This is a genomic window from Paenibacillus sp. FSL H8-0457, from assembly GCF_038051935.1.
Lineage (GTDB): Bacteria > Bacillota > Bacilli > Paenibacillales > Paenibacillaceae > Paenibacillus_AQ > Paenibacillus_AQ lautus_A.
On the sequence record NZ_CP150293.1, the window covers coordinates 15,001 to 31,486 of the forward strand.

Annotated in this window: 16 protein-coding genes, 2 rRNA genes and 1 riboswitch (1 of these 19 cut by a window edge); of the genes, 16 read left to right on the forward strand and 2 right to left on the reverse strand. The window is 49.6% G+C overall.

The annotated features are described in order from the left end of the window. The 3 genes from MHI43_RS00055 to MHI43_RS00065 all read left to right on the forward strand — a co-directional run. A 23S ribosomal RNA gene (locus MHI43_RS00055) occupies positions 1 to 1,569 on the forward strand (it extends 1,359 nt beyond the left edge of the window). A 66-nt stretch (positions 1,570 to 1,635) separates the two neighbouring features. Next, positions 1,636 to 1,752: ribosomal RNA gene (gene rrf, locus MHI43_RS00060) — 5S ribosomal RNA — on the forward strand. Between the two features lie 343 nt (positions 1,753 to 2,095). After that, positions 2,096 to 2,533 carry a hypothetical protein gene (locus tag MHI43_RS00065; protein WP_012818298.1) on the forward strand — a complete coding sequence of 146 codons (438 nt, stop codon included), beginning with the start codon at positions 2,096 to 2,098 and terminating at the stop codon, positions 2,531 to 2,533. Positions 2,534 to 2,631: 98 nt separating this feature from the next. Here MHI43_RS00065 and MHI43_RS00070 read toward each other — a convergent pair whose 3' ends face one another. Beyond that, positions 2,632 to 3,153, reverse strand: coding sequence for a hypothetical protein (locus tag MHI43_RS00070; protein ID WP_036661720.1), 522 nt, complete (start codon positions 3,151 to 3,153; stop codon positions 2,632 to 2,634). Positions 3,154 to 3,385: 232 nt separating this feature from the next. Between MHI43_RS00070 and MHI43_RS00075 the strand changes: the two genes are divergently transcribed. From MHI43_RS00075 to rsmI, 10 genes are all read left to right on the forward strand, one after another. After that, entirely contained in the window at positions 3,386 to 3,571 is a 186-nt protein-coding gene (locus tag MHI43_RS00075; protein ID WP_006207397.1) for a sigma factor G inhibitor Gin, read from the forward strand. A 139-nt stretch (positions 3,572 to 3,710) separates the two neighbouring features. Next, on the forward strand, positions 3,711 to 5,378 hold the full coding sequence (locus tag MHI43_RS00080; RefSeq protein WP_036661718.1) for an aminotransferase class I/II-fold pyridoxal phosphate-dependent enzyme: 1,668 nt from the start codon (positions 3,711 to 3,713) through the stop codon (positions 5,376 to 5,378). Positions 5,379 to 5,455: 77 nt separating this feature from the next. Then, complete coding sequence (gene tmk / locus MHI43_RS00085; protein ID WP_036661716.1) at positions 5,456 to 6,100, forward strand: dTMP kinase; 645 nt, start codon at positions 5,456 to 5,458, stop codon at positions 6,098 to 6,100. 65 nt (positions 6,101 to 6,165) lie between these two features. Then, entirely contained in the window at positions 6,166 to 6,495 is a 330-nt protein-coding gene (locus MHI43_RS00090) for a cyclic-di-AMP receptor (protein WP_006207400.1), read from the forward strand. Between the two features lie 338 nt (positions 6,496 to 6,833). Beyond that, on the forward strand, positions 6,834 to 7,277 hold the full coding sequence (locus MHI43_RS00095; protein WP_009591907.1) for a YaaR family protein: 444 nt from the start codon (positions 6,834 to 6,836) through the stop codon (positions 7,275 to 7,277). Between the two features lie 83 nt (positions 7,278 to 7,360). After that, the gene (gene holB / locus MHI43_RS00100) at positions 7,361 to 8,347 is read left to right on the forward strand and encodes a DNA polymerase III subunit delta' (protein ID WP_036661714.1); all 987 of its coding nucleotides are present in this window, start codon (positions 7,361 to 7,363) and stop codon (positions 8,345 to 8,347) included. Between the two features lie 56 nt (positions 8,348 to 8,403). After that, positions 8,404 to 9,204: a stage 0 sporulation family protein gene (locus tag MHI43_RS00105; RefSeq protein WP_009591910.1), complete on the forward strand. Its 801-nt coding sequence runs from the start codon at positions 8,404 to 8,406 to the stop codon at positions 9,202 to 9,204. Between the two features lie 32 nt (positions 9,205 to 9,236). Further along, positions 9,237 to 9,605: a DNA replication initiation control protein YabA gene (gene yabA / locus MHI43_RS00110; protein ID WP_012818303.1), complete on the forward strand. Its 369-nt coding sequence runs from the start codon at positions 9,237 to 9,239 to the stop codon at positions 9,603 to 9,605. 203 nt (positions 9,606 to 9,808) lie between these two features. Then, complete coding sequence (locus MHI43_RS00115) at positions 9,809 to 10,576, forward strand: tRNA1(Val) (adenine(37)-N6)-methyltransferase (protein ID WP_012818304.1); 768 nt, start codon at positions 9,809 to 9,811, stop codon at positions 10,574 to 10,576. Further along, positions 10,573 to 11,466: a 16S rRNA (cytidine(1402)-2'-O)-methyltransferase gene (gene rsmI / locus MHI43_RS00120; protein WP_012818305.1), complete on the forward strand. Its 894-nt coding sequence runs from the start codon at positions 10,573 to 10,575 to the stop codon at positions 11,464 to 11,466. The genes MHI43_RS00115 and rsmI overlap by 4 nt, the downstream gene beginning before the upstream one ends. 265 nt (positions 11,467 to 11,731) lie before the next feature. Here the strand turns inward: rsmI and MHI43_RS00125 are convergent, their stop codons facing one another. Beyond that, complete coding sequence (locus MHI43_RS00125) at positions 11,732 to 11,986, reverse strand: AbrB/MazE/SpoVT family DNA-binding domain-containing protein (protein ID WP_006207408.1); 255 nt, start codon at positions 11,984 to 11,986, stop codon at positions 11,732 to 11,734. A 323-nt stretch (positions 11,987 to 12,309) separates the two neighbouring features. Between MHI43_RS00125 and MHI43_RS00130 the strand changes: the two genes are divergently transcribed. The 3 genes from MHI43_RS00130 to MHI43_RS00140 all read left to right on the forward strand — a co-directional run bounded on the left by MHI43_RS00130 (position 12,310) and on the right by MHI43_RS00140 (position 16,337). Beyond that, on the forward strand, positions 12,310 to 13,599 hold the full coding sequence (locus tag MHI43_RS00130) for an HD domain-containing protein (protein ID WP_012818306.1): 1,290 nt from the start codon (positions 12,310 to 12,312) through the stop codon (positions 13,597 to 13,599). Positions 13,600 to 13,695: 96 nt separating this feature from the next. Beyond that, on the forward strand, positions 13,696 to 14,460 hold the full coding sequence (locus tag MHI43_RS00135) for a TatD family hydrolase (protein ID WP_012818307.1): 765 nt from the start codon (positions 13,696 to 13,698) through the stop codon (positions 14,458 to 14,460). 205 nt (positions 14,461 to 14,665) lie between these two features. Beyond that, positions 14,666 to 14,880: riboswitch (cyclic di-AMP (ydaO/yuaA leader) on the forward strand. Positions 14,881 to 15,149: 269 nt separating this feature from the next. Then, the gene (locus MHI43_RS00140) at positions 15,150 to 16,337 is read left to right on the forward strand and encodes a 3D domain-containing protein (RefSeq protein ID WP_012818308.1); all 1,188 of its coding nucleotides are present in this window, start codon (positions 15,150 to 15,152) and stop codon (positions 16,335 to 16,337) included. Positions 16,338 to 16,486: the final 149 nt, after the last annotated feature.

The window sequence follows — 16,486 nt, forward strand, 5'->3', positions numbered from 1 at the left end:
CTGAGGAAGGCTCGTCCGCTCAGGGTAAGTCGGGACCTAAGGTGAGGCCGAAAGGCGTAATCGAAGGACAACAGGTTGAAATTCCTGTACCACCGTAAACCGTTATGAACGATGGGGTGACGCAGGAGGGTAGTGACGCGGACTGATGGATGTCCGTCCAAGCAGTGAGGCTGATGTGTAGGCAAATCCGCACATCGATAAGGCTGGGCTGTGATGGGGAGTGAAAATTACAGTAGCGAAGGTCATGATCTCACACTGCCAAGAAAAGCCTCTAGTCAGGTGAAGGTGCCCGTACCGCAAACCGACACAGGTAGGCGAGAAGAGAATTCTAAGGCGCGCGGAAGAACTCTCGTTAAGGAACTCGGCAAAATGACCCCGTAACTTCGGGAGAAGGGGTGCCTCGGTAGGGTGAATAGCCCGAGGGGGCCGCAGTGAAAAGGCCCAAGCGACTGTTTAGCAAAAACACAGGTCTGTGCGAAGCCGTAAGGCGAAGTATACGGGCTGACGCCTGCCCGGTGCTGGAAGGTTAAGGGGAGCGGTTAGGAGCAATCCGAAGCTGTGAACCGAAGCCCCAGTAAACGGCGGCCGTAACTATAACGGTCCTAAGGTAGCGAAATTCCTTGTCAGGTAAATTCTGACCCGCACGAATGGCGTAACGACTTGGGCGCTGTCTCAACGAGAGATCCGGTGAAATTTTAATACCTGTGAAGATGCAGGTTACCCGCGACAAGACGGAAAGACCCCATGGAGCTTTACTGCAGCTTGATATTGGATTTGGGTACGATCTGTACAGGATAGGTGGGAGCCTTAGAAGCATGAGCGCCAGCTTGTGTGGAGGCGACGTTGGGATACCACCCTGATCGTATCTAGGTTCTAACCTGGTACCGTGATCCGGTACGGGGACAGTGTCAGGCGGGCAGTTTGACTGGGGCGGTCGCCTCCTAAAGAGTAACGGAGGCGCCCCAAGGTTCCCTCAGAATGGTTGGAAATCATTCGAAGAGTGCAAAGGCATAAGGGAGCTTGACTGCGAGACCTACAAGTCGAGCAGGGACGAAAGTCGGGCTTAGTGATCCGGTGGTACCGCATGGAAGGGCCATCGCTCAACGGATAAAAGCTACCCTGGGGATAACAGGCTTATCTCCCCCAAGAGTCCACATCGACGGGGAGGTTTGGCACCTCGATGTCGGCTCATCGCATCCTGGGGCTGAAGTAGGTCCCAAGGGTTGGGCTGTTCGCCCATTAAAGCGGTACGCGAGCTGGGTTCAGAACGTCGTGAGACAGTTCGGTCCCTATCTGTCGTGGGCGTAGGAAATTTGAGAGGAGCTGTCCTTAGTACGAGAGGACCGGGATGGACGTACCGCTGGTGCACCAGTTGTTCCGCCAGGAGCATGGCTGGGTAGCTACGTACGGACGGGATAAGCGCTGAAAGCATCTAAGCGTGAAGCCCCCCTCAAGATGAGATTTCCCAGTATGTAAGACCCCTTGAAGACGACGAGGTAGATAGGTTGGAGGTGGAAGTGCAGCAATGCATGGAGCTGACCAATACTAATCGGTCGAGGGCTTATCCAAAATATATTTCAATGTGCTGCAAATTCGTTTCGTATCTAGTTTTCAGGTGATCAAGCATCTGAACCGTTTGGTGGCGATGGCGGAAGGGTTCCACGCGTTCCCATACCGAACACGACCGTTAAGCCTTCCAGCGCCGATGGTACTTGGACCGAAGGGTCCCGGGAGAGTAGGACGTCGCCAAGCGAAAAACCACTGTCGATGTAATCGATGGTGGTTTTTATTTGTTTATGGGACTTTTGATGCTTTGCCGTATTAAGAGGTCCAACGCTTAAAATAGCACCAAACGTAAGTGCTAGCGGCTTTTCTGTTATATAACATGATCATAAAATTGACGTAAACAGATGAAGATTTTGTTACCGATACCACACCGAAAATCAGTATAATAGAATTAGGCATAATCGGGTAAGTGTTTACCGATTTACGCAGGCTATAGGAATGAAGGCCTGATTGGAAGGTTCTCCATTAACCAACCAACTATGAATACTCATCTGGAGACCGGTTATTGTGGGGGAAGGAGGACAATGACATGTTGCGTAAAAGTGGTCTGCATGTGGCAGGAATGATCTGTGCGGGTACGATACTGTTAATCGGATCCGGATGCGGGGCATCCACGGAACCAAGCTGGAAATCCTTTGACGGGGCAGCGAATGTGAAATCATTCCCGGTTCCGAAGGAAGCGAATAAAACGGAGCAGACGACAGGCAATAGTGACTTGGATTATGTACGCTATGCGCTTCCAGGCTTGAAGGAAGACGACAGTATTCCTGAGCCTTACTTGGATGAAATCGAGTCCTGGGGATGGAAGCAGAAGGAAGTTGAAGACAACGGGTCTTCGTTAGTGTTTGAAAAAGGTAAAAGTATCGTCCACCTGTCGGTGCAAGACGATTTTCTCATAATCACGGTTCCTACTCAGCTTAAGAAACAAGTCATACAAGGATTGGAAAGCAATAAAGCGAATGAATAAAGACCTCTTCCGGCTTCGGAATGAGGTCTTTATTTCATGTACAAGAGAATATGGTTACAACGCTATGTAGTAAATTCAAACACGAAAAATCCTTTACTTTATTGCTGGTAGTATGAGATATCCTGCTCATTCATTTTTAACATCCCGTCTTTGCGCTGACCACTCAGGCGCAGCATGGTATAACCTCGCGGAAGAAGCAGCCATAGATGCCAGAACACAATCGCAATGGCAAACGGCAGCGATGACCAGAAGGCCATGATAGCGCTTAAGACTATCCCTACCCAACAGGTATAGAACTGCACCAACATGAATACGCGACGGCTGACATGTTGATCTGGGATATAACCAAGCCAAGGCAGCCTCAGCCTGAAGCGCCAGCGCTTCCGATAGCCTGTTCCCAGGAGGACAAGCACGGTATGACCGATAACGTACTGGATCCATAACATAAGCGGAAAAGCGATGAGCATATAGAGCAGAATGTACGGAGACACCCATAGGGTCCCTGCAGCTGCAGCAAGCCAAGGCAGACTTAAGTAGAGGATGAGCAAGCTTTTGGAAAACTGGATTTTCTTGATTAAGCGGTAGTGATAAAAGGTGGCTTGACCGTGTGGATCTGCCATTGGGCTATGCCGTCCCCCTTTAAATAGAAGATAAATTTCGATAGACGAGAAGTTTTAGTCTTTTATGTTTTTATCGGACAAAATCATATTTTTATTAAGCTGAAAAAAAGGTACAGACACAAGGCCATCAAGGGGTACATATAAATAAAGCGTAGAAAGATATCCTATGAAAAGGTTTAAAATAATAGAAACTGTGTCATACTAATAGGAAAAGGATCAAGGTGGGATGGTTATGGAAGAATTGACCGAACACGTGTGTATCATATGCAATCAGTCGAAGACCGATGGAATCACCATTGTATCGCAATTCGTATGCGAGGAATGTGAATCGGAAATCGTCCATACCAGTGCGGAAGATGCCAAATATCATTTTTTTATCCGTCAATTAAAACAGATTGCGATGCCGAAGAATGCATAGGCGCGGGTACGCGTGTTAAATGGGCCTGAAGTAAGGGCCTTTTTTTGTTTAGAGAGGATTTTCAGGGCATGGAAACGTAGGCGTAGGTTTCAATTTGCGTTAAAATAGGTTAGAGAATGTAATCCGAAGGGATATGTCGATGACTACACATAGAGAGCGTGCCCCACTTACTGAAGCTTTAAGGTTATACCGGGAACGCGGGGCTTCATCTTTTCATGTACCTGGCCATAAGAACGGCAGGGTATACGGGGCAGAAGGTGGCGCAGCGGAGATGCTGCGAGAAGCGATGCGCATCGATGTGACGGAAATTACCGGAACCGATGATTTATTTCATCCGGAAGGCGTGATTCAGGAAGCGCAGGAGCTGGCTGCCGATTGTTTTGGCGCCGAAGAAAGCTTTTTTCTGGTGGGAGGAAGCACGGTCGGCAATCTGGCGCTGATCCTGACGGTATGCCGTGAGCCGGGCGATCTCGTGCTGGTGCAGCGGAACGTACATAAGTCCGTGTTGAACGGATTGATGCTGGCCGGTGCAAGGGCGGTGTTTCTTCAGCCGGAGCTGGACAAGCAGAGCGGTTTAGCCGTTGCCCCATCAGAAGCTACGCTGACAGCGGCTCTTGAGGCCTTCCCTGAGGCCAAGGGAGCGATCATCACGATGCCGAACTATTACGGGATGGGGAGCGACTTAAGGCCGCTGGCGGAGGCCTGCCATAAGTGCGGAGTGCCGCTGCTGGTGGACGAAGCGCACGGAGCGCATTACGGGCAGCATCCACAGCTGCCGATGAATGCTTTGTCATGCGGCGCGGACGGCGTGGTCCAATCCACGCACAAGATGTTAGCCGCAATGACGATGGGAGCCATGCTGCATGTACAGGGCGGGCTGCTCGACCGGAGCCTGCTGCGCCAGCGGCTGGCGATGGTGCAAAGCTCCAGCCCCTCGTACCCGCTCATGGCTTCGCTGGATCTGGCACGGCGCCTGCTGCACACGCAGGGCGCAGGCGCCTTCACGGCTGGCCTGGCCGCCGTGGATGCCTTCCGGCGCGGCCTCGCGAAGCTGCCGCGCTTCGGGCTGCTACAGCCGCCGCAGCCCGAGGATAGCGCCGCGGGCACAGCCGCCGCGGCGTATACCCGCCAGGACCCGTTCAAGGCGGTCATTTATGACCGCACCGGGGCCCTTAGCGGGTATGCACTCCAGCGCGCACTGGAGGCGCGCGGCTGTGTGCCGGAGATGAGCGACGAGCTGCGCGTCGTCTTATTGTTTACATTGGGATCGACCCGCGAAGATGCGAATCACGTCTTATGGGCTCTTGTGCATATTGTAGAGCAGGGGGAGAAGACAGATGAGACCGGAATGGAACCAGGCACTGCTGCGGAAGATACGGAATTACTGATCCGGAAATTGCGGGAACAGGGGGATTTCGCGAAGTACGAGCGGCCGGGGATCCACTTGAATGAGGGCTCTTCTCACTTCAATGTCGATGCTAACTTGTTAACTGAAGAAAGTTCGGTCTCCGATGTTTCCACGTGGAACAATTTGCTGCGACAGGCTCCATATTCAGCTCCAGTCCCTTTCTCGCTCAAGCCGATTGACAAGGAGCGATTGGAATCGGTGCCGTTAGCAAAGAGCGCCGGGCGAAAGGCGGCCGAGATGGTTATTCCGTATCCGCCAGGCATTCCGATATTATACCCCGGCGAAGACATAACAGCAGAAATGGAACAGAGAATGCTGGCATTGAGGATGGCCGGGGCCAAGTGTCAAGGAATAACCGATCCCACGCTGCAAACCATTGTCGTTTACAAGGAAACGTAAAGGATGGAAACCTCCGTTATGCGCCGGTACGTAAAACTTGGGCATATGATCAACAAATGATGAAAGCAGGATACGCTATGAATAATCGCAGACCACTATTTATTACCCTAGAAGGAGGAGAAGGTTCCGGTAAGACGACCATGATGGGCAGACTCGCCGCCTTTATGCAGAATCATTCGATCCCGTATCTGATTACCCGCGAGCCCGGAGGCATAGACATCGCTGAGAAGATCCGCTCCATTATTCTGGATCCGGAGCACACCGCGATGGATGCACGCACAGAAGCATTGTTATACGCGGCAGCCCGCCGCCAGCATCTTGTGGAGAAGGTGGAGCCGGCATTAAGGCAGGGATTGACCGTCCTATGCGACCGATTCGTGGACAGCAGCCTGGTTTACCAGGGCTATGCGCGCGGATTGGGCATGGAAGAGGTATGGAGCATCAATCAGTTCGCCATTGATACCCGGATGCCGGATCTGACGCTGTTATTCGATATCGAGCCGAGGATCGGCCTGTCAAGGATCGTGGCGAATGCAGAACGGGAATGGAATCGACTGGATATGGAGAACCTGACATTTCACGAGAAAGTTAGGGAAGGCTATCTATTGGTAGCAGAGCGTAATCCGGATCGAATTCGCATCGTGGATGCTTCCAAGACACCCGCGCAGGTCGAAAGGGAAATGAATCGTCACTTGGAAGACGCGATATTAAAGGATTTTTGAGGTTGTTTGTCAAATAAGTAGTGTTAAGGGCATATGATGCCCAAAATAAACAAGGAGGGTTTACCATGAAATTGATTGTTGCGATTGTCCAGGATAAAGATAGCAACCGTCTCTCCGCCGCATTGGTCAAAGCTAACTTTCGGGCGACAAAGCTTGCAAGTACGGGCGGCTTTCTGAAGGCGGGGAACACCACCTTTATGATTGGGGTAGACGATTCACAGGTTGAAAGTGTGCTCAGCGTCATTCGCACAAGCTGTAAGGTCCGCGAACAGCTGGTCACTCCGGTAACCCCTATGAGCGGTACAACCGATTCCTATTTGCCGCTTCCGGTTGAAGTGCAGGTTGGCGGCGCAACGGTATTTGTACTCCCTGTAGAACGTTTCGAGCATTTCTAAATTCATTCTCTAGATCTGCGATAGATACGTAACGGATGTTTTTATTGGGATATTTGACGGCTGTGTTCTCCTGTATTGAAAGTCTTCTGAACCACTTCTGTATCATAATAAAAATAGTTACCGTAGATCGCTGCAATCGGGAGATGATCTTTCATAAATGGATATTGTAGATGGACTCCGGATAAAGCACCCTGTATTTCGATCAATGTCGGCGAATCGCTTGACAAGATAACCATTTCAAGGTACGTTCACGTGAGGCATAGGTTGTTCGATATGAACGTACCAGATGCCTCCGTTTTATTAGATGCAACAAATAACGCAATAGGCGGTGGATTCAGGTGAAGATCAATCCGGGCTTTCGGCCCATGAAAAGCGAAATCACGGTGCCGGATGGCAACGCCAGACCGATTCAGAAGCGATCGTTCTCGGATATGATGCAGCAGCAGGGAGAACGTGCGACCCATGAAGAGCTGAGTCGTCAAATGCGTGAAATTGCAATGCAAGGGGATCGTTTGGCCAAAGCGATGACCGTTCGAGAGCTAAAGGCATATAAATTGATGGTTCGCCGATTCTTGGAGGAAACAGTTCGTCGCGGGGTAAAAATGAAGGAAACACGAGGCTGGGACCGCCGGGGGCGCGGCAAGCGCTATAACGTAATCGATGAGGTCGATTCGGCGCTGCTCGAGATGGCGGATGAGCTGCTGGATACAGAGCAGGGGAGAATTGATCTGCTGAACAAGGTAGGGGAAATCCGAGGCATGTTGATCAATCTTGTATTCTAGCCGCAAGCAGTAAGGAAGTTACTTGAAATGATGGAGTGTTCCGTAATAGAGGATCATGAAGGATTGGTAGAAGGTGAGGACATATGTCTTTTAACGATATCGTAGGTCAAGAGACTGCGAAGCAACTGCTGCAAAATGCCTTGCGCCGTAATGCTGTCAGTCATGCCTATCTGTTTAGCGGCCCGAACGGTGCCGGACAGATGCAGACGGCGCTTACGTTTGCCAAGGCATTGTTTTGTACGGAACGGGAAGACGATGCTTGCGGGCAATGTTTGGAATGCCGCAAGGTGGAGCACGGCAACCATCCGGATCTGACGATGGTCGAGCCGGATGGGGCCAGCATCAAGATCGATCAGATCCGCGATCTTCAGCGGATATTCTCCTATCGATCGGAGAACCGGAATCCCAAGGTATATATTATTGACCGTGCGGAGAAGATGACCACGCAGGCAGCCAACAGCCTGCTGAAATTTCTTGAGGAGCCGCAGGCGCCTGCCGTCGCCATACTGATTGCCGAGAATGGACAAGCCCTTCTGCCCACCATTCAATCACGATCACAGCTAGTCCCGTTCCGGGCCCTTGATCCGCAGATGATGGAAAAGGTCCTTGTAGGTGAGGGCTATCCTGCCGCGCTTGTACGCTGCGCTGTTCATCTGGCGTCCGGACTTGACGAGTGCAGGAAAATATTGAATGAGAATTGGTTTGCAGAAATTAGAAACGTAGTGTTACAATTAGGGAAGGAGTCTTTGACCCGCAGTGGCTCTGCGATGATCACCGCGAGTCAAAAAGTGTTCAAAACCGAACTCTCCGATCATCTGGACTTATTGTTCAGTATGTTTCATTTATGGTTTAAGGACATGATCCATGTCCAGTATGGAAGGAAAGAGTCTCTCGTTTTCATAGATCAGGCAGAGTATATCTCTGGTCATGCATCAGCCCGCAGCACAGCACAGTGGGTGTCATACATGGATTTGGCCGCAGAGTGTCAGAAGAAGTTACGCTATAATGTCAATGGACAGCTCAGTTTAGAGCAGTTATTGATGGGTTTGGGCGGTAACACTCCGGCGTGAGCACACCCCCAGGCCCGAAGAATGGCCAATATGTACAGGCACAAGGGGGTTTATTTTTGTACAGTGTAGTAGGTGTCCGCTTTAAGAAAGCGGGCAAAATATATTACTTTGATCCGCTCGACCTCCCCGTGGAGAAGGAACAATCCGTAATTGTGGAAACCGCGAGAGGGATCGAGTATGGTCAAGTTGTGATAGGAAAGAAGGAGGTAGGTGAATCCGACGTTGTCCTTCCCCTCAAGAAGGTCATTCGTATCGCTGGTGACTCCGATGCCCGTGTGGTTGAAGAGAACAAACAAGCGGCGAAGGATGCATTCACCACCTGTTTAAATAAAATTCGGGATCACGAACTGAAAATGAAGCTGGTCGATGTGGAATTTACCTTTGACCGAAACAAAATCATTTTCTACTTCACGGCGGAAGGCCGTGTGGATTTCCGTGAACTGGTTAAGGATCTGGCCAGCATATTCCGAACAAGAATCGAACTTCGCCAGATTGGAGTTCGCGATGAAGCCAAAATGCTCGGCGGTCTTGGACCTTGTGGACGCGTACTGTGCTGTTCCTCATGGCTTGGTGATTTTGAGCCGGTATCGATCAAGATGGCAAAGGATCAAAGCCTATCGCTCAATCCGACTAAAATTTCCGGGCTATGCGGAAGATTGATGTGCTGCCTGAAGTTTGAGCATGATAATTATGAAAGCGTGAAAGAAGAGCTTCCATCCGCTGGGAAACTGGTCGTTACTTCGCTTGGAGAAGGCAAAGTAGTCGGGCTCAATGCGGATAAGCGGACGGTTCATGTTCAGCTGTTTGAAATTGGAAAGGTCAAGGAACTTCCAATGGATGACGTTGTCATCAAATAGTCCAATAGAATGTTTATTTTCGGGGTGTAGACTTGGAGAAGAAAAACATTTTTGTGCTCATTCAAGAGTTGGAAACACAGATGGGACATATACACAGTGAACTGGGTGGACTTAAGCTGGTCATCAAGGAACTGCTGGAAGAGAACCATCGCCTCAGTCTTGAAAATGAACAGCTCCGGAAAATTTTAAAGAGGGAAGTCAATCCGGCAGAATTGGAAAGCCCAGTTGCTTTACAACCTCAGCCTCATGTGAAGGATGAGGAACATGAAGATGTGGTCGGTGAGGGGTATGATAACCTGGCACGGCTGTATCATGAAGGCTTCCATATTTGCAATGTCTATTATGGACATCTGCGGACGGAAGGGGATTGCCTGTTCTGCTTGTCTTTTCTGAATAAATAAGAAGCCGTAGGGGAAACTGCCTACGGTTTTTTTCTAGAATCGAAAGGTTATACTGTAAGGATCGCGAGTGAAACATATGGCTGCTTGTCATGCAATGTGAAGAGCAGCTTTTTACGTATTTCATATCATCAGGCAAGGGTGGAAAGAGTTACACACCAAAGTAGCGGGGATATAACGAATTATAGAGATAAAGGGTTGAAACCATGAAATTGAAAGAAGTGTTATTGCAACCATCCGAGCGGATCGATGATCTGCTCACCCATGAGCTCGGCATCATTCAAAGCGAAGAGGTATTCAGCTTCTCCATGGACGCGGTCCTGCTTGCCAGGTTTGCCAGCATACCGCGCAGGGGCCGGATTCTGGATATGTGCACGGGTAACGGGGTAATTCCCATTCTGCTGTCGACACGTACAGGCGCGCCGATCGAGGGGATTGAAATTCAGCCCAGACTTGCGGATATGGCCAGACGGAGCGTAGTGATGAATGACCTTCAGGACCAGATCACGATCCATGAAGGCGATCTGCGGGAACTGTACAAGGAAAAGGGATATGGAGCGTATGACCTGATTACGGTCAACCCGCCTTATATGCCGATGAATGGCAGCGACTTGAAGCTGAATGAGCATCAGGCGATTGCGAGGCATGAAATTCACTGTACGCTTGAAGAAGTCATTGAGTCCTGTGCAAGGCTGCTCAAACAAGGCGGGAAGATGAGCATGGTTCACAAGCCTCTGCGGCTGGCGGAGATTATCACCCTGATGAGCAAATACCGGATTGAGCCCAAGGTCATCCGATTTGTGCATCCGCGCGTGAAGATGGAAGCCAACATGGTCCTGATCGAGGGCATTCGGGACGGAAAGCCCGAGGTTCGGCTAAAGCCACCGCTGATTGTGTATGATGAGCAGGGGAATTACGGACCGGATTTTATGGAAATTTACTATGGAACACATGAGGATGAGACAAAAGAATGAGAAATCTTGTGCAACAGAGTTATGCCGACCGGGGAGCGGGAAGTCCGGGTTCGCTGTATTTGGTGGCAACGCCGATCGGGAATTTAGAGGATATAACGTACCGCGCCGTACGCATCCTACAGGAATGCGATATTATCGCGGCAGAGGATACGAGGCAGTCACGCAAGTTGCTGACCCATTTCGAAATTCCGGCTAAACCGCTGTTTAGTTATCACGAGCATAACAAGGCGGCAAGCGGTCCTGAAATCATACGTTATATAATAGAAGGAAAAAATGTGGCACTTGTCAGCGATGCCGGTCTGCCGGCGATTTCAGACCCTGGCAGTGATCTGGTTTCGCTTGCGATTGAGGCAGGAATTTCGGTCATTCCGATCCCGGGAGCCAATGCGGCGTTATCCGCCTTAATCGTGTCGGGTTTGCCGACCGAACGGTTTACGTTTATCGGCTTTTTGCCGCGGGAGCGCAAAGATATCGTCCAACAGCTGCAAGCTTTGCAATCGGCGCAGGGAACGTTATTATTTTATGAATCTCCGCATCGCGTGAAGAAGACGCTGGAGATCCTGCAGGAGGTACTGGGAAATCGGAAGGTGACCTTGGCACGGGAGCTCACCAAGCGCTACGAGGAATTTGTGCGAGGCAGCATTTCCGAATGCCTGGACTGGCTCACGGAGCATCCGCCGCTGGGAGAATATTGTTTGGTGGTGGAGGCCGGCAGTGCAGAAGAGGAGCAGAAAGAGAAAAATGCCTGGTGGCAGGAGCTCTCGCTGGAGGAGCATGTGGGGCACTATGAGCGGGAAGGACTAAGCCGCAAGGATGCCATGAAAAAAACCGCGGGTGATCGCGGCGTATCGAAAAGGGACATCTATAACGCACTCCTGACGGAGTCGTGAATATGGCTTGCCTGGCCCAAGGGGGATAAACAAAAAGCCCCACAAAGTGGACCCAAGCTTCGATGCTTATTCCAAATACTTTACGGGGACCCCAAAACATATAAATGGGATTAAAGAAAGGATACGCTTCACTGAAAACGTATAATTCTTTAATCCCAAAAAAAGACCCTCCTGCGGCCGGGTTCATAGCCGAGGAAGGCACCAAGGAGATATGAAAAAGGTTAGAATTAACAAAATGTAATAATGCTATTATATACTAAAAATCTTAATTTGTCACAGGTGTAGGGATTTCCGAGATACATTCATGGCAAACAATTTTACCTTTGAAGTAAGTGACGTTCTCAGCGTTACCACAGAAGATGCAGGCAGGCTCATATTTCTTAAGCATGATGCGTTCGCCGTCTACATAAATCTCCAATGCATCTTTCTCACCAATTCCGAGCGTGCGGCGCAACTCAATCGGAATGACGACCCGTCCAAGCTCATCGACTTTCCTTACAATTCCTGTTGATTTCATCATAACTTATAAATGCCCCTCTCGCCATAATTTAAAAAAGTCATAATTCGACATAGTTCTAGTTTTTATGTTATTTATAGTACCAACGATTCCCAAAACAGTCAACCTATATTTTTGAAAAATCGGAACCTGTTTACGAAAGTATAGTGAACAAAAGCCTTATATAGCAACGGAATTACCATAATCGAACCAATTTTTGCGGCGATTTTGGATTTGTCGATTTGGAAAGCGTGATTTTACGTTATTCGACACAGTTCGACATTAGATGTCAAAAGAAGTGTTTATCGGCTAAAACTAAAGAGTTAACGAGAAGGAGTTGAGATGAAATGCATTCACCCATTTCGGAAGAAAAAGTGTTTAAGGACCCCGTCCACAATTATATTCATGTGCAGGACGATATTATCTGGCGGTTAATCGATACCCCGGAATTTCAGCGGCTTCGCCGGGTCAGGCAGCTCGGCACTTCTTTCCTGACCTTTCATGGAGCAGAGCACAGCCGATTCTCCCATTCTCTTGGAGTCTATGAAATTACGAGAAGAATCATCTCTCAATTCGAACGGAGAGGGTATTCCGATTGGCCTGCCGAGGAACGGCAAGTTGCGCTCTGCGCGGCGCTGCTGCATGATGTAGGGCACGGGCCTTTTTCCCATTCCATAGAAGAAGCTTTTCATATGAACCACGAGGATTGGACATGCCGGATCCTGCTCGGAGATACTTGCGTCAATCGGGTACTGCAGGAGCTCGGTGCCGATTTTCCCGAGAAGGTCGCCTCCGTTATTAACAAAACCTACGATAAGCCAATTGTCATGAATCTGGTCACTAGTCCGCTGGATGCAGACCGGATGGATTATTTGCTAAGGGATGCTTACTATACGGGAGTCAATTATGGAACGATTGATATCGACCGAATCTTGCGGATGCTGCGGCCGTACCGCGATCGGGTCGTCGTGAAGGAATCGGGCATGCACGCGGTGGAGGATTATCTCATGTCGCGGTATCAGATGTACTGGCAGGTGTATTTTCATCCCGTCACCCGAAGCTCCGAAATCATCCTGCGCCAAATCTTTCGCCGGGCCAAGGAGCTGCATGACCGTGGATATGCTTTCCGTTTCATGATCGAACCGCTGCCTGCGTTGTTTTCGGGGAACATTGGCGTACACCAATACTTGCGTCTTGATGAAGCCTTGATTCAAACGGCCTTTCTGCAATGGACGGAGGAGGAAGACCCGCTTCTTAGCGAATTATGCGGCCGTTTCATGCACCGAAAGCTCTACAAATATGTAGAAATCGACAACATCGATCTGGAAACCATCGACGGGATCCGCCAAGCGTTCCGCGCCGTGGGGCTGCATCCGGAATATGACCTGGAGATTGATTTTCCAACGGATCTTCCTTATGATAAGGTTCATTCCGATATGCCGCTTAACGAGAAACAGATTCTCCTTCTGGACCGGCATGACGAGCTGAGGGAAATCTCGGAGGTATCCGATATCGTACGCTCGATCAGCGGCATTCATAAAGGGCGGTACCATCTTTATTATCCGGAGGAGAAGGTGGACCCGCTCCTGGGTCAAATGCCGGAGACGATAGCCGACGTTTTCAAACAACAGCATTAAATCAAGCAAAACAGGACAACCGTTAATCCCCTTGCATTCAACCAACTAATGGAAAATAGACGACATAGAAACGACAGGAAGGAGAGTGTGGATAGTATGCTGTTCGACACGCACACTCATATGGACGCTCCCCAATTCGACGAAGACCGGGAAGCTGCAATTCATCGGGCGCTTGAAGCCGGCGTTACGCGGATGATCAATATCGGATTTAACCGGGAGACGATCCCGACCACGATGAAGCTGGCTGAGACTTATGATTTTATATATGCAGCGGTAGGATGGCATCCTGTAGATGCGATCACCATGGAGGATCAGGACCTGGATTGGATCGCCTCTTTATGCAGTCACGATAAAGTGGTGGCAATCGGGGAGATCGGCTTGGACTATCATTGGGATACGTCCCCCAGGGAAGTGCAGCACCGCGTGCTTCGGCGCCAGATCGGGCTTGCCCGGGAATTGAACATGCCCATTGTCATTCATAACCGGGATGCGCATGAAGATATCGTTAACATTTTGCGTGAGGAAAAAGCCTCTGAGGTCGGCGGTGTCATGCATTCCTTCTCCGGAAGCTGGGAAACGGCCAAAATGTGCCTGGATATGGGATTCCATATCTCGTTTGGGGGGCCGATAACGTTCAAGAATGCGAAGCAGCCCAAAGAGGTTTTGGCAAAGGTTCCGCTTGATCGATTATTGATCGAAACGGACGCGCCTTACCTGACACCTCATCCCTTCCGCGGGAAACGAAATGAGACCGCATATGTAAAATTGGTGGCGGAGGCGGCGGCCGAAATTAGAGGGTTGTCCTATGAGGAATTGGCCCAAATTACCACCAAAAATGCACTGGAACGATTTGGTATTTAACGAAAACAAGAGAAAAAGCCATGAAAAAGGGAGCATTTTCGATTAATTAAAGTTTTTTAATCAGAAAAGGCGTTGATATTACAATATTTTAACCTTTTACTTGAGAAAATGTGGTTGAATGTCGCTTTACAACCTGCATACAAACAGGATATCATCTTTTCAGTGATAAGAAGCTGCGATGTGCAGATCGCAGCCGAATATTTCATGAACCGTCTCGCTTAATCTCCGAAATTCTGGAGAACGGGGGAACCGATACTGCGGTGCATACTGGTCTGGATGCACGAAGCTGTATTTGATTTCTTTTTCGGGTCTTTGGGGTGAATTTGAAGGATCTCGCCATGAGCGGGCATCCGGATATAGGGCGTCTCTCTTACGTCCGAACCCGACAGCTAACTCCGTAAGCGAAATAAGAGGGGAAATCTCGTGCATACCATTTCCATGATTTCATTCATCAGGAAGCCACGTTAGAGCCTCTAGTACTCTTTCAATGGCTTCTTTTATTTTTGAATAATGGAGACGGGTCCATCATACTCTTGGTAAACAGGAGGTGATGGCAGATGGACGGAAGACGGGAATTGACGCAGGGTGTAGATAGATAGCAGGGCGCCCTGTGAGAAAAATTGCTATAGTCACGTCAAATGCATTCATGCGTTTACCTAGACGGCGGGACTATGAAGGAGGATGGAATAGTGGGCATTTTTCAACCTGAAGAAACCCATGAATCACAATCATCCAGCATGTCTTACGCATTGAGATGGAAGCATGACAATTTGCGTCAACTGATGTTGCTCGGCGCCATGGGTGCCGTTACGGTATCACTTCTCATATCGTTGGTTGTACATGACCAGGCAGGCAAGGAAGTTCAGCTTGTCGTCGACGGCCGGGTCACTACGGTGGAAACACGTGGATCGTTGCTGCAGGAATTGCTGGATGAGCAAGCGATCACGTTGAGTCCCCAAGATCAAATTTCGATGCCCCTGAACGGCGCAATCCGGGACGGAGACCGAATTATTATTGACAGAGCTATTCCAGTCAACGTTACGGTAGGCAGCAAAACCAAAACCATATTTACATCCCAGGATACAGTTGATCATGTACTCAAAGAGGCTGGCGTTACGATCCAGGGTGAAGATATAGTACAACCGTCGCAAGACACGAAGCTGACCAGCAATATGAATATCAATGTCGTTCGCGTCACGAAGCAAAAAGTTAAGGAAACGGAAGACCGCGAGTTCCGCGTGATCAAGACGGCCGATCCATCGCTTGAAAAGGGCGATAACCGCGTCATTCAGCGGGGCGAGTCTGGTCTTATGGTGAACCATTACGAGAAGGTCTACCACAATGGCAAGCTGGTTTCCAAGACGAAGGTCTCCCAACAAATCGAACGCAGAACGAAGGATAAAATCATTGCCGTAGGCACGAAAAAAGTGGAGAAGCCTGTTATCGTCCAGGCGGCAGCCACCGATGTAAAAGCTACACCGGCTAAATTGTCCGGCACGAAAAAAGTAACGACCGCCAAGGCTGTGGAGAACAACGTGGTTTCCCGCGCAGGCGTTGATTTTAAATACAAGAAGGTATTGAACAACGTGTCGATGACCGCGTATTCCGCCGAACAGCAAGGAATCGGTACGCGTACCGCATCCGGCACACGCGTTACGGAAGGTCGCACCATCGCCGTTGATCCTAATATCATCCCGATCGGATGGTGGGTCTACATCGAAGGCATCGGTTTCCGCCGTGCTGAAGATACGGGAGGCGCCATTAAAGGCAACAAAATCGATGTCTATTACGATTCGTTGAAATCGGCCATGAATTTCGGCCGGAAGAGCGGCCGCACCGTTTACGTGATCGGTCCGGTTAAACCTGAATTGAACTAGACGCATGAATTCCAATTTACTTTGCCATTCTAATGCTATACTATTTAGCTTATAATATATGATGATCAAGAAGAGGGAATATTTCCTCTTCTTTTGTTTTGTTAAGACCGCAGTAATCAAGGCTAAACGGGTTGAGCCTTAACGTTGTA

Coding starts and splice junctions, on each gene's coding strand:
- MHI43_RS00135 (WP_012818307.1), top strand. CDS start 13,696: ATGCTGTTCGACACGCACACTCATATGGACGCTCCCCAATTCGACGAA.
- holB (WP_036661714.1), top strand. CDS start 7,361: ATGTCTTTTAACGATATCGTAGGTCAAGAGACTGCGAAGCAACTGCTG.
- MHI43_RS00090 (WP_006207400.1), top strand. CDS start 6,166: ATGAAATTGATTGTTGCGATTGTCCAGGATAAAGATAGCAACCGTCTC.
- MHI43_RS00130 (WP_012818306.1), top strand. CDS start 12,310: ATGCATTCACCCATTTCGGAAGAAAAAGTGTTTAAGGACCCCGTCCAC.
- rsmI (WP_012818305.1), top strand. CDS start 10,573: ATGAGAAATCTTGTGCAACAGAGTTATGCCGACCGGGGAGCGGGAAGT.
- MHI43_RS00075 (WP_006207397.1), top strand. CDS start 3,386: ATGGAAGAATTGACCGAACACGTGTGTATCATATGCAATCAGTCGAAG.
- MHI43_RS00065 (WP_012818298.1), top strand. CDS start 2,096: ATGTTGCGTAAAAGTGGTCTGCATGTGGCAGGAATGATCTGTGCGGGT.
- tmk (WP_036661716.1), top strand. CDS start 5,456: ATGAATAATCGCAGACCACTATTTATTACCCTAGAAGGAGGAGAAGGT.
- MHI43_RS00125 (WP_006207408.1), bottom strand. CDS start 11,986: ATGATGAAATCAACAGGAATTGTAAGGAAAGTCGATGAGCTTGGACGG.
- MHI43_RS00070 (WP_036661720.1), bottom strand. CDS start 3,153: ATGGCAGATCCACACGGTCAAGCCACCTTTTATCACTACCGCTTAATC.
- MHI43_RS00115 (WP_012818304.1), top strand. CDS start 9,809: ATGAAATTGAAAGAAGTGTTATTGCAACCATCCGAGCGGATCGATGAT.
- MHI43_RS00080 (WP_036661718.1), top strand. CDS start 3,711: ATGACTACACATAGAGAGCGTGCCCCACTTACTGAAGCTTTAAGGTTA.